This window comes from Mucilaginibacter sp. A3364, assembly GCF_059690715.1.
The window spans coordinates 216,707-229,424 of sequence record NZ_JCAWED010000002.1 but is presented as its reverse complement, the minus strand read 5'-3'; the positions used below and the strand labels follow the sequence as shown (position 1 = coordinate 229,424).

13 protein-coding genes are annotated in these 12,718 nt (G+C 44.8%); 6 read left to right on the top strand and 7 right to left on the bottom strand.

Annotated features, from left to right (window positions below; translation table 11 throughout):
• Nucleotides 1-9: 9 nt before the first annotated feature.
• Nucleotides 10-201 (top strand): hypothetical protein, encoded by a 192-nt coding sequence (locus tag AC59JT_RS13610; protein ID WP_497399786.1) that lies wholly within the window; start codon nucleotides 10-12, stop codon nucleotides 199-201.
• 12 nt (nucleotides 202-213) lie between these two features.
• Complete coding sequence (gene recO / locus AC59JT_RS13605) at nucleotides 214-939, top strand: DNA repair protein RecO (protein ID WP_497399784.1); 726 nt, start codon at nucleotides 214-216, stop codon at nucleotides 937-939.
• Nucleotides 940-1,038: 99 nt separating this feature from the next.
• On the opposite strand, the gene AC59JT_RS13600 is transcribed toward recO, so the two are convergent.
• Nucleotides 1,039-1,290 (bottom strand): hypothetical protein, encoded by a 252-nt coding sequence (locus AC59JT_RS13600; protein WP_497399782.1) that lies wholly within the window; start codon nucleotides 1,288-1,290, stop codon nucleotides 1,039-1,041.
• A gap of 307 nt (nucleotides 1,291-1,597) precedes the next feature.
• Here AC59JT_RS13600 and AC59JT_RS13595 point away from each other — a divergent pair, with 307 nt between their 5' ends.
• On the top strand, nucleotides 1,598-1,765 hold the full coding sequence (locus AC59JT_RS13595) for a glycine zipper domain-containing protein (protein ID WP_497399781.1): 168 nt from the start codon (nucleotides 1,598-1,600) through the stop codon (nucleotides 1,763-1,765).
• 4 nt (nucleotides 1,766-1,769) lie between these two features.
• Here the strand turns inward: AC59JT_RS13595 and AC59JT_RS13590 are convergent, their stop codons facing one another.
• Nucleotides 1,770-2,255 carry a hypothetical protein gene (locus AC59JT_RS13590; RefSeq protein WP_497399779.1) on the bottom strand — a complete coding sequence of 162 codons (486 nt, stop codon included), beginning with the start codon at nucleotides 2,253-2,255 and terminating at the stop codon, nucleotides 1,770-1,772.
• Nucleotides 2,256-2,365: 110 nt separating this feature from the next.
• On the opposite strand from AC59JT_RS13590, the gene AC59JT_RS13585 reads away from it, so the two are divergent.
• Both AC59JT_RS13585 and AC59JT_RS13580 read left to right on the top strand, forming a co-directional pair.
• Nucleotides 2,366-3,460, top strand: coding sequence for a T9SS type A sorting domain-containing protein (locus tag AC59JT_RS13585; RefSeq protein WP_497399777.1), 1,095 nt, complete (start codon nucleotides 2,366-2,368; stop codon nucleotides 3,458-3,460).
• Between the two features lie 70 nt (nucleotides 3,461-3,530).
• Entirely contained in the window at nucleotides 3,531-4,253 is a 723-nt protein-coding gene (locus AC59JT_RS13580; RefSeq protein ID WP_497399775.1) for a DUF2490 domain-containing protein, read from the top strand.
• Between the two features lie 57 nt (nucleotides 4,254-4,310).
• On the opposite strand, the gene AC59JT_RS13575 is transcribed toward AC59JT_RS13580, so the two are convergent.
• The 3 genes from AC59JT_RS13575 to AC59JT_RS13565 all read right to left on the bottom strand — a co-directional run bounded on the left by AC59JT_RS13575 (nucleotide 4,311) and on the right by AC59JT_RS13565 (nucleotide 10,426).
• Nucleotides 4,311-6,788, bottom strand: a complete 2,478-nt coding sequence (locus AC59JT_RS13575) for a glutaminase family protein (RefSeq protein ID WP_497399773.1) — start codon at nucleotides 6,786-6,788, stop codon at nucleotides 4,311-4,313.
• Nucleotides 6,789-6,818: 30 nt separating this feature from the next.
• Nucleotides 6,819-8,996 carry a hypothetical protein gene (locus tag AC59JT_RS13570; RefSeq protein WP_497399771.1) on the bottom strand — a complete coding sequence of 726 codons (2,178 nt, stop codon included), beginning with the start codon at nucleotides 8,994-8,996 and terminating at the stop codon, nucleotides 6,819-6,821.
• 98 nt (nucleotides 8,997-9,094) lie between these two features.
• Entirely contained in the window at nucleotides 9,095-10,426 is a 1,332-nt protein-coding gene (locus tag AC59JT_RS13565; RefSeq protein ID WP_497399769.1) for a glucoamylase family protein, read from the bottom strand.
• Between the two features lie 97 nt (nucleotides 10,427-10,523).
• Here AC59JT_RS13565 and AC59JT_RS13560 point away from each other — a divergent pair, with 97 nt between their 5' ends.
• On the top strand, nucleotides 10,524-11,198 hold the full coding sequence (locus AC59JT_RS13560; RefSeq protein WP_497399767.1) for an SGNH/GDSL hydrolase family protein: 675 nt from the start codon (nucleotides 10,524-10,526) through the stop codon (nucleotides 11,196-11,198).
• Nucleotides 11,199-11,375: 177 nt separating this feature from the next.
• Here AC59JT_RS13560 and AC59JT_RS13555 read toward each other — a convergent pair whose 3' ends face one another.
• The gene (locus tag AC59JT_RS13555) at nucleotides 11,376-12,116 is read right to left on the bottom strand and encodes a hypothetical protein (RefSeq protein WP_497399765.1); all 741 of its coding nucleotides are present in this window, start codon (nucleotides 12,114-12,116) and stop codon (nucleotides 11,376-11,378) included.
• Nucleotides 12,117-12,186: 70 nt separating this feature from the next.
• The gene (locus AC59JT_RS13550) at nucleotides 12,187-12,561 is read right to left on the bottom strand and encodes a hypothetical protein (RefSeq protein WP_497399763.1); all 375 of its coding nucleotides are present in this window, start codon (nucleotides 12,559-12,561) and stop codon (nucleotides 12,187-12,189) included.
• Nucleotides 12,562-12,718: the final 157 nt, after the last annotated feature.

Sequence of the window (12,718 nt, the reverse complement as noted above, 5' to 3'; positions counted from 1 at the left end):
ATTGTCGCGATGAAAATTAAAGTGAGGCGCTCCATAATGCTGGTTTTGCTGGGCGTGATATTGTACTCGGCATCAATGGTGTACCCGGTATTGTACAACTCCGGCTCGCGCGATCTGATACAAGGCTGTGCCGTTGGATTAATGGTAGCCGGCATAGTAGTTACTATAAAAACACTGTTAAGCGGGCGTAGAGCCGGCTAATGTACCCCTGTCATGCTGCACAAAACCCGGGGCATTGTATTGAAAACTACCGACTATGGCGATAGCAGCGTAATAGTACAGGTGTTTACCGAAAAATTCGGCCTGCAATCCTACATCATCAATGGTGTAAAAAAGCCTAAGGCCAAAATAAGCCGAAACATGCTGCAGCCACTGCATTTGCTGGATATGGTGGTTTACCATAAAGCTGCGGGGGGCGTGCAACGTATATCAGAACTAAAGAACGTTCCCATCCTGCAAAGTATCCCCTATGATGTGGTAAAAAGCAGCATTGTGTTATTTTTAAACGAAGTGCTGTACAAAGCCATCAAACAACAAACTGCCGACGAAAATTTATTCGACTTTGTGTTTAGTACCGTAGAATGGCTTGATCACCAGGTAGAGGGTATAGCTAATTTTCACCTGTTGTTCTTGGTTCAGCTAACGCGATATCTCGGTTTTTATCCCGATAGGTACCAGGCCAACGAAGCCGACTATTTTGACATGAAAGATGGCAGTTTTGTAAAATATAAGCCTAATGGCGTGCTGTACCTTTCGCCGCCGCATACCCAAAACTTTAGCAGGTTGCTGCAAACCAGTTTTGAAAACCTGGTCAATATAAAATTTAGTAATGATGAGCGCCGCTATCTCATAGCTAAGCTATTGGAGTACTATGCCCTTCATATTGAAGGTTTTGGCAGCATCAAATCGCACGAGGTGCTGGAGGAAGTGCTGGGGTAGGTTATTGAATAATGAACATCGAATAATGAATATCGAATTTCGAAGTAAAAATTCATTCATTATTCGACATTCAACATTCGATGTTCGATATTTTCACGGCTACGCCGTGTGCCCGAAAATCTGTTTCTTAATATAATCAATGCACGAATCGGGTATCGGCGCGCCTTCGGTTTGGGTTAGCGTGCCGTCGGCGTTTAGTTTGAGTTCGGCATTCAGGTTATCGTCAATAATAACATGTAGTGTTTGTTGTTCTTTTTCTACCTGGCAGGATACGTCGCGTCCTGAATAATGAAGAGAGAATTTATATTTCCCGTCTTTTTCGGCAGGTAGGGTGTCTTGAGGCTCTATCATAATTTCTGAGTGTTTTATATAATAACACCGCAGCCCGCAGGATGTTTACTTTTGATAAGTTTTTTGCAATGGCTATAAAAGCAAAAGAGAGGGCCGGTAAGCTCTCTCTTTTGTATTAACTGACTCATTAACTTATCATAAAGAACAATTGGTTTAGTTCGATAGTAAAGTACTCAAATATAGCGTTTCGGTGCTTTAAACAGCTATATTAGTAGCCATTAGTTTTAAACACTGTGGGCTGTAATTAACATTTTATTAATATCCGCTGCGCTTTGTAACAACGCAGTTGTTTTACATTCTAAAGTTTATGAAAAACCCAAACGGATTTATAGCAGTAGGAATTGGCGCTGGAGTAGCCATTGGCGTAGCTACACATAATATTGCCATGGGCCTTGCTTTGGGCGTTGTGTTCGGTATCGCCTTACGCGGTATTGCACTTAGCAAAAACAAGGACAAAAACGATCCCCAGCCATGATATCCTATTTATAAACCTTATTGTGCGATTGGTAAACCAGCGTATAATCCGCGCTCGCGTCGGTCTCCTGCCTGCCGGTTTTAGCATTAAATTTTAAAGGTTTTTGCGATAGCTGATCATTGGCCAGTTTAAACTGCAGGCCAATAGTATCGGTCATACCTTCCTGCATAAAACTCCAGGTAGCATTGATATTGTTGCCGGTCTTAATGCCTTTTACCTTGCCTTTGCGGGCATCTTTCTCATAAGGCATCCAATTCATAATACCGGTAACGCTATCGCCTTCCATAACCAGTTCAATACTGGTGGTATCCTGTTTCTTTTGGCCTTCTGTCAGCAAAAAGCATAATGCTTTGGCTTTGCCTTCGTCTGTTTTTGGCGCAACCGATGTATCTGTAATAGCCAATGTATCTACACTATCTTTTTTACTGTCTGGAGAGGAGCATGCAGCCATTCCCAGGCAAAGCACACTAATTAATGCTAGGTATTTCATGCTAGTATGACGTTTTTGTGCGCTAAAAGTTTTGCGAATTTATTTGTACATACAAAGTGAAACATTTTATTCCTGTTTGGAGTATAAGCATTTACCAATAGCTTATAACTATGAGTAGGATACAGGTATTAATTTTTGCGCTTACATTATTAGTAGGTGCAGATTATGCGAAGGCGGGTGATATACAGAACTACATTAAGCTGCAACTGGCACAGGACGCGATCAATCGCGACGAAACCGTTATTTTTTTCAGAGATAAAACCAGCCAGGCTTACGAACGGAATAATGATATTGGCTACCTCTCGGGAAATGGCCAGGTAAGTTTGGCAAGTCTGTCAAGCGACAACAAAGCGCTAACGCTCAATATGCTCCCATTCCCCAAAACTACTGCCGTTATTGCGCTAAATATTTCCACCAAATCAAGCGGTATTTTTAAACTGATCATGACAGAAATGGTTGATATGCCTCCTGTATTTGATGTTTGGCTTGTGGATAAATTCAGAAACGACTCGTTGGACATACGCCATAACAATACCTATACTTTTAATGTATTAAAAACGGATACTAACACCTTCGGTTCAAAACGCTTTAAACTGGTAATACGCAAAAATCCGGGGCGTGATTACCGGTTGCTGGGCTTTTGGGCTAAACAGGAAAGCGATGCGTTGCGCATAAGCGGTGTTAGGGGTGTTAGGGTTAACTGGAAGGTTGAGAATGAACAAAACTATACCCAATTTGCTGTTGAACGCAGCGTTGATAACGGAAAAAATTATGCGGTAATAGATAGTTTGCCCGCGAACGGATCAGGCGCTTATAGCTTCACAGATACGGACCCGGTGATGGGCATAAACTTATATCGTTTAAAACAGGAAGATGTTACGCATACCATCAGCTTTTGTAAACCGGTACAGGTACATTATTCGCGACAGCAAGATGCCCTGATCAATGCTTTCACACAAAAAAAATCAAACGTTTATCCCAATCCGGCAAGTGATATTGTAAACGTTGCCGTAAAAACCGAAAAGGCTGAGCGTTATGATATCAGCGTTACCAATATGTCGGGCCTGGTAGTGCGGCAGGTTACTACGGCGCAGGTAAACTGGCAGTTCCAGGTGGCCGATCTGCTGCCAGGGGTGTACGTGGTAAAAGTGCTGAAAAGCAATGATAAAAGCCTGGTAGCTTTTGACAGGTTTTCAAAACGATAGCAGCAGCACGGTTTTAATCTTTTAGCGCTTATTGGTATACTTGCAGCAAATACTAATAGACCACACACCTATGAGATTGAAATTTTTATTGAGCCTTTTTGTGCTCCAAATGGCCGTTATTGGCATTGCCAGTGCCCAAACCAACGAATCTTCCGGCTGGTTTGCCTGGTTCCACACCCAACGTTTATCAAAAAACTGGGGCGTATCCTTCGATGGACAGGTACGTAGCGCCAAAGATCTGGATTACGTGCGTAACGTATTACTTCGCCCAAGTGTTAACTATTATTTCGGTGGCAATAAAAGTGCTACCCTGGGCTGGGCCTATGTATCGGCCAACAGTAAAAACACTGCCGGAGATATTATTACCCGCCATGAGAACCGCATTTTTGAGCAATTCATCATCAACCAAAAAGCCGGAACAAACGCTACTATACAACACCGTTTCCGTTTGGAGCAACGTTTTTTAGGAAGCACTGCTACCCAGCCCGATGTTTTTTCGCAACGCGCGCGTTATTTTATTCGCGGTATCATTCCGTTTAACAACCAGGCTCCATTTACCAACGGCATGTTCCTGGCCCTGCAAAATGAGGCCTTTGCCAATGTGCAGAATAAAGACAAATTAAGCGGTCAGTTTTTTGATCAAAACCGTGCCTATGTGGCTATCGGTCGTCGCCTTAATAAGAGTATCGATATTGAGGCCGGTTACCTAAATCAGTACCTCAATCAAGCAGGTAAAGCTTACACCTTTAATCATGTAGCGCAGATAGCGCTGTATACCCGTTTCGGTCAATAAAAAAGCGGAAGAGGTTTTACCCTGCTTCCGCTTTAGATATTTATAGAATGGCTGGTATTACATACCGGCCATTTTTGTGCGTAATACTTTCATCCAGTAGCCACCCACTACACTACGGGCCTGGAAACCCACCTGCTTGCCGTTGGTAGTTTCGTGCCAGTCGCTTAGTGGTACACGGGTTGTGGTTTCATTACTGTATTTGTAAACCGGGTTTACCAAAGCATCAAAATCTTTCTTGTTGTCGGCCATGGTGGCGGTCCAAACAATCCAGTCGGATTTGGTGTAGGTTTTGCGGCTATCCAAAGGCAAACCATATTCGTTTTGCTTGGTCATGTAATACTTCATTTCCGTATCGTACACGCTTTGCGGATAAAGGTTCAATTTCAATATCTTATCCCAAACCATGTTGTATTTCTGGCTCCAGGTATCTTTACTGTCGAAAACTAGACCGTAATGATCGCCTGCATCGTCTTTCGCCATCCATTTTTGCGCGTAATCTTTAGCCATGGCGGTGTATTTGGCCGCGGTTTTAGTATCGCCCATAGCCTGCGCCATTTGCGCATAGGCGCCAATAGCCACAATAGCTTTTACAGATAGGTTGGCATTATGCGCCAGGTGACCGGCAAAATCATCCGTACATAATTGGTTACCCGGATCAAAACCGGCATCCGCCAGGTAATTGTTCCAAATAGTCAACGTTTTCCAATGTTTTTTGGCGAAGTCGGTGCTTTTTGTGGCTTTGGTAATAGCAGCCGTCATGATGATCATGTTACCGCACTCCTCTACCGGCATACCTTCGCCATAAGTTTGGCCGTTGGCGCGTGGATAACCACCCAGGTCGTGCGCCGCAAACGGGTGTTTCCATTTTCCGCTTTCGCTGTAGTAAAAAATACCGTTCAGCATGCCTTTTAATAACTCCGGGTTATATAGTAAAAATAGTGGGGCTGATGGATAAGTTACATCCACCGTATTGATGAAACCACCGCTAAAGTTTTCTTTAGACATGTATAACATTTCGCCCGAAGGGCTTTTAACCAACTGGTGGGCAGCTATACTTTGGCGGTAAGCTTTTAAGCAAAGTTGAGCGTAGTTTTCGCCACCGGCTTTGTAAGCGTCCTGGTAAATTTTGGTATCGGCAGCCTTGCATTTCGCCATAACAGCAGCATAGTTTTTCTGTGCTTTAGCCAGTTGGCCATCCATGGTAGCGCCCGGAGTGTTCCGCCACCAAGGCTTTAAGTTAGTGCCGAAGTACTGGATAGAATAAACCTCGTCATAACCAACCATCAGGTATTTTGATAAAGCATCCTTACCCACCATGCCGAACGGGATAACGGTATTCAGCATAAAATTACTACCCTTAACAGCCGGGCCATAAAACGCCGAATTAACGAATGATTTAATAGCAGTACCCGCCGAAGTAATATACTGCTTAGCGCCGCTGGCTGCAGGTGCGCCTACATAAGCGTAACCCCAGTCAATACGCACACCGTCGCCGGTACGCTCAACAACTTTTTGCTCGGTAGTGCCTGCTTTTAAGGTACGAACGCCGTTTTTGGTGTAGCTTTCGGTAGCCACTTCCTGCCAGGGCTGATTAACAGCCAGGTTGCTGGCTACGCCCTGGTATACATACACATTATGACGCTGGCCATCGTTTGATTTTACTTTATAGGTGATGTAAGATACCGGTGTGGTATACAAAGCAAGGTCGGTTAACACCAATGGCGAAGTAAACGTTACCTGTAAGGTAGCGCCGCCGGCTTTAAAATCATAAATAGTTTGTGTAGCTGTTACCTTAACATTGGTTTGCTCGGCAACTTTAACCAGGTCAACGCTGGCATCAGGTAATGCTTGCGAAAAGCCAACATCCATCCAGGTACCACCACCGGTGTTCACGCAATGTGCTGCCAAAACGTTTTCGCCCACTTTAAATTTAGCCAGGTCGGCTTCGCTAAGTTTGAACATCTCGTAATCGCCGTTAGCGCCCGGGATGCGTTTTAACAGTTCGCCGTTCAGGTAAACCTGCGCGTCGTCGTCATGCTGCACTTTCATAAATACTTCGCCGGTAGGTTTCTCGGTCAGGGTAAATTTGCGGCGCATCCAAACATCTTTGGTAGTCCACTTGGTGCCGGCTTTAGCGCGGTTATCGCCAAAGGGGCCTAAGCCTGTTTTCCAGCCATCGGCTTTAAAGTCTGATTTCTCCCAGCCATCGGCAGGTTTGGTATCTATCAGGTAATCGCAGGTGTAGGTTTTTTCTTCGCCTGCCGGCAGAAGCTCTTTATACTGCGGAGCCATAGCGCCCATAAAGCGGTAAAACTCTTTGTCTACTTTTACAATGCCTAGTAACGAATGCTCGCGACCTGTCCAGTGTTTGGTGGGCGACTCGTTCAGCTTATCGGTGTTCGACCAAATGCTCAGGTACGTATCATGCGTAATAAGCGGATACGCGGGCATTTTGGTTTGTGCAAAAACGTTACCGGCAAACAGGGTTGCGCAACCCATGGCCAGCCAACGTAATTTGTTAAATTGGTATTTCATATAAAATGTAAATTGGTTGAGGCGCCTAAGTTACCAGTTTATATTTACATGTACACCTTCGGGTTTATTATCAAAGCCCAGGTACAAAGTTTTTGAGGATGCATCCCATGATGATTGGAAATTTGTAACCGCCTGGCCTTTGTCATCGGTAATAGCAACCCCTTTGTTTTGCGCAGGCAATAACACCCGCATACTGTTGATGGTGTTGATAGGACTTTTAGCAATAAAACTATAGCTGCTGCCTTTCACCTGCTCATTATAAACCCTTGCCGCCGCGGCCAGCACCTGTGGTTTTGCTTTGTTGGCGACGCGTTGTACATCGTACAAATAAGCTTGCTCCCCAGGGTTAATCACCTTTTCCGAAAGAACAGGTAATTGCGGATCGAACAGGTCAATCACCGGGCCTTTTACGGTGTAGGGTTTGGTATCGGCATTCTCATTTAAAACAGCTACCAGGTCATAAGGACCGCGCTCCAGGTACAGGTTGTTTTTGTATTGCAGCTTTCCTGCTTTGGCATCGGCTTCATATCCTTGTTTAATTGCGTCCAAATACTTGCCGTCGTTGTTGGCCTGCATGGCAAACTCCTTAGGGTTTTCTTTAATGATGTAAACCGCGCCTGCGCCCACTTTAACTTTGCCGGTTTTATTTGGGGCGATACCCAGCAGTTTAAATAAGTGCTCCGATGGCGCGGTAAAGTTATTGCCTTTGGTATTCCACCATTCCATAACGCTTTGGTATGGGTCGTCGTCCTTTCCGCAATAAACCAAAACGCCGCCTTTTTTAACCCAGGCCGCCAGCTGCTCGTGTACAACGGCCGCGTTAGGTTTCATGTTAGAATAACTTACCACCAACACCTTAATATCTTTTAGCGTAGCCGGATAAGCCAGGTTTTCCATATGCACGGTTTGCACCGGGATGCCGCGTTTCAACAAAGGCAAGGTTTGCCCGTAAAAGTTAGAGAACTGCGGATCCTCAAAACCATTATGCGTAGGGAAGCGCTGAAACATCAGCGAATTACTCATCAGTACACCAATGCTGTTAACGCCGGTAACTTTATTGGTTGATGTCGGGATGTTATTCAACGAGTTCACCATGATCTGCATTTGCGTTGAATAATACTTCGGTATGTTCACGCTCGAATCGCTGTTGGCCATTTTGTACTTGCCGGTGTAAATTCGCTCGGGCCAAGGCATCACCTCGTAGTCGGCCACCATAGGGTAAAGCAATTTAGCGGTGAAGGTTGCCTGGTAATTGCGTTTATAGTCGGCCCAGTCGCGACGGGCATCTTCTATCGGATCTGTCAGGAAGAACAGTTTACGTTTAGTAGGGGCAGTCATACTTACCATGGAACCATATTCCAGGAAAGCGTTTTCAAATACCCGTTCCTTACGCTCGCCATTAAAAAACGTAGGCTCGCGCGAAGTGCCGGTCCATACTTGGGCAATGTAACCATCAATACTTGGCAAAGAAGCCAAACTAGCCTCCGGACTAACGATCCGCCAGGATGAATAATTAACCAATGAGTGTGTTGGTATAAAAACCTTCACCTCAACGCCCTTGCTTTTGCCGTACGATTTGGCATACTCAGAAACCTCTTTTATCGCATTATAATAAAGCTGGTATTTTAATTTATTGGCGAGGTAGGTATTCTCCGGGCTTTCATGCTGCGCCTTCCAGGGGAAACCGTAAAACTTTTGCCATTCTTCTTTAAACGGTTCGCTGTAACCGCCGCGGGCCCAAAACTCGGGTTCTTCTAAAAATATTTCGGTAATGCCCACGTCTATTACGCGTTTTACCACACCGGTTTTCATGAAATCGATGAAGGGCTTAGTTGGCACCACATAAGGCACATCACGGCCGTGCATAATGGGTTTGCCGTTTTGCTCGACCTGCGCCAGGTCTAAATGATTTTTGCCATCAAATTTTCCGGTGAAAAAATCGGCGTATGAACCCCAGGCAATACCGGTCATGAAAGCGGTATGATAACCATGATCGCGCCACGTTTTTACGCGCTGCTCGAATGACATATTAGGGCGATCAACAATGCCGTACACGATGGCCACGTCCGATCGCACGTCAATCTCCGGCCGCCATGGGCTACCGGTTTGGAAGGTCGTTTTTTGCAGGATGCTTTCGGCAGGTTTTACCTGCGCCAATACGGGGAGGGTTGCAACCGCAAGGCCGCAAGCGAGTAGAGCTTTCTTCATATATAAATTGGTTTACCTGGTTGGTTTATAATACCAAAGCCAAGTTAATCATTTATACAGTAAGCCCTTAACTGCTACAGGTTTTTTACAGAGGCAGATTACTTTAATCCCGGCGCGGTAAAGCCAAGGCGCTTCAGACCCGATTTTACGTTGGGATTGCTCATAAATAATTTCCAAAGCAAGCCGCTGCGATAGTTTTCCATCATCACCACAATAGGCCCCTGGTCAATAGCCAGGTACGATTTGGCGTACCAGTTGTGCTGCTCGCTGAAGGCGTCCACAAAGCCATATTCGCCCCAGATGTTTGGGCCAAGGTCCTCATAAAAATGGCGGAGAGCCTGCATGCTATATTGCGGCGTATACGGAAATGCGGACAGGGCAGCGGTTGGCGTGATCACCCCAAGATCCTCGGTAGGCGAGTGGCCGGCATAACCCCGCCAACTATCACTTGCGGTAAGGCCCCAGCAATTGGCACCATAGCCTTTTTGCTTAAGCGGATTTTCAATGCAATATTGGCGATTGATCAACGTGTGATTAACCGCCTGCTGCCAGTAATCGGCATATTGATCTTTCAATCCTTTCGGGTTAAGGCCGAGGAAAGAATACTGCGTCCAGAATAGCGAACCGCCATAGTCAGGCCCCAGCGGCAGGGTAAATTTGCCGTAATAGGTTTTGCCGTTTTTGAACGTTTTTGAATTGGTCCAGCCCTCGGTATAAACTTCTTTTTTGATGGGGTGCGTGGGTGATGAAGCGGCCATCACATAAGTGATCAGGCACTCATTCCAGCCGCGGATGGGGAGGTTCATCTCCCAGGCATAGTCGGGACTCCAGTGCCAGTACAGTACGTTTTGGTTTTGGGTATACCAGTCCCATTCCATGGCATCCCACAGGGTTTTAATTTTGCCACGGATCTCGGTTTCTGCCGCGTTTTTGCCATTGTAATATTGCTGTGCCGCCAACAGTCCCTGGAACAGGAATGACGTTTCCACAATATCGCCTCCGTTATCCTTCTTGCTGAAGGGAATTACCTTCCCCGTTTCCCCATTTAACCAATGCGGAAAAGCTCCATGAAACCTATCGGCTTTCAGCAGGAAATTTAAAATCTTAAGCGTTTGTGAAGCGGCTTCCCGGCGGGAAATAAACTTGCGGTTTACCGCGGCTATCGTCGCCATCACACCGAACCCCGTCCCGCCGCTGGTAACCACATTATTGCCGAAATTTGCATTGCTGTTACTGCGCTCGCGGGCCATGCCGCTGGTGGGGTGGGCCATATCCCAAAAGTAACGGAAGGTTTGCTTTTGCACCAAATCCAGCAAGGCAGCGTCGCTTAGGTTTTTATGAATGCTGAGGTCAGCCTTGATGGGTGTTTTTTGGGCCTGGCTTATGCTAATAGTAAACAGACAAGCAAGCAGCAATATTGATCTTTTCATGCAGGGAAATTGGCTGCCCCTAACTTACAAATTTTGATTTGAATAGGTCATTTAAAAATATGTTAAGCATATTTGTACATACATACTTTTAATCTGCATGAAATTCAAAATATTGCTTTCGATACTGGCCGCGGCCCTTACCATACAGGCATCGGCACAATCAAAACTGGTTAAGAATTTGGCGGCGGGTAAACCGCAGACATTGGTAACTTACGGCACCAGCCTTACGGCGGCCGTGGGCGGCAAGGCCTGGGTAGACTCGGTAACCAAGGCGCTCAACAAAAAATATAACAACCTGCTTACCACTAAAAACGCCGCTAAAAGCGCCATGTGGAGTACCTGGGGAGTTGAACACCTGCAGGATAGCGTCATCAATAAAAACCCTGACGCCGTGATCATAGAGTTTGGGATGAACGATTGCTTTCTGAACTATAAAACCAGCGTGGCCGTGGCCAAACTGAATCTGAATTACATGATCGATCGCATTAAACTGGCTAACCCCGACTGTGAGGTAATTTTGCAAACCATGGACATACCGCTGGACGACCATTTTAAGCAACGCCCTGACTACCTGGCCTACTACCAAATGTACCGCGACGTGGCCAAGGCCCGCCGCCTGCTTTTGATAGACCATTACCCACACTGGAAAGCCCTCCTCGACAAAGGAAAGGATGCCTACCTCAAAGAGGTTTCGGACGGCGTACATCCCGACCCGGCGGCAGCACGTAAAATAATTGCGCCATATATTTTGGAAAGGCTTAACGCAAAATAGAGCGCAGTGTAGCGCCGTATGCGTAGCACGCTACACCGCTACACCTGGTGTAGCGGTGCTACGGCACTTATTTTCAGGTGTTTGAAATTTTTGGTGGCGCTGTTTTGTCAGTTATCGGTATGTTCTTAAAACTACCTGCCTTTGGCGGCTTCGTCCTCGTAATTAGCATACATTTACTTAATATTGTACAGCTTTAGGGTTTTTGTAAATCCATGTTGGGCCCTCTGGTGTCAGTTTCAGGATATTTACCGGACCTCCAACTTTATCGGGGTGATTAGCAATCTCAATCTTTATAAATTCCGAAAGAGCTGTTTCCGGTTTGTTAGAATCTATTTTATTTATTATATTGTTAGTAACCGATTTAGTTAGATGATCAAACACCCCATAAAAATTATTGCTGATATTCTGAGGATATGATTTATAATCAGTAGTAACAGTTATCAAGTTATTGGCACCGAACTTAGCGTAGAAAAATATATCTGTTATGAAGGGAGTTCCATTTTTTATCCCAAATAAAACTACAGATCCAAGGTTTTTTTTTCGATAGCTTTCGATGTAATCGGGCCTAACCGGCCTCACTTTGGCAATAAAATTTTCATATCTTTTCTTCATTGCATTTTGAGTTCCTTTTACGACTTCTAATATATTTGATTTACCGATTAATTCTTTTGTCACTACATACGCAAACTCACTATCAAGATCACCTGCGACTGCAAAATACGTTTGTCCAACATTTTTAATTTTCACAACGTTTTCAACCGAACTTGTCGTTTTTCCGTCTGTGTCAAACCATGTTTTAATTCTTTTGCTATCGGCTGCAACATAAATGGTATTTCCGATTCTTAATATTACAATGCACGTTGCAAACGAACTTGCACTATAAATGCTTAGTAATATTGATGCAATTAATTTTTTCATGAAAATTGATTGTAAAGTATGGTTTTTAAAGTATGTCCAAATTACGATATCAATTAAAAATTCAACGTATTTATCTTTTTTTGGTGGCTTCGTGCTGCACTATTAGTTGTTGTATTTGTTGCATCAGTCGGCCGGCGTCGTCTGTATATTGTTGGGGTAGTTGCGGTACTTCATTTTTTGCCAGGTAATTGTGCAGCGCTTTGTTGGCCTCACGTATCGGCGACAGCAAAGCATGCAACAAGTACAGCGTTAGCGCGCATGCTACCAGTGTGCAGCCCAGCGTGGTGAAAAATATGGCCGTACCCGAACTATAGCCCGAAGTAAGCGCTATGATCACCCCAATCAATGGTACATGGATCCCCAAAAAGCCAATAAATAAAAATTTTAACGCGTAGTTTTCTGAAAGCAGTTTCAGGTTAGAAAGTGAAGAATAAATAGAGGTCATAATAAAGAATAGGAATTTAGTTTTGCAGTAATTGGTTGTTTAGTACGCAAAAGGTAAAACAAATGTTTGAGTTTTACAACTATAGGTTTTGTACGTAACGATTAGGATATACGGCTTGACAGCATAGGCCTAATATGTATATTGGTGGCCGATTATA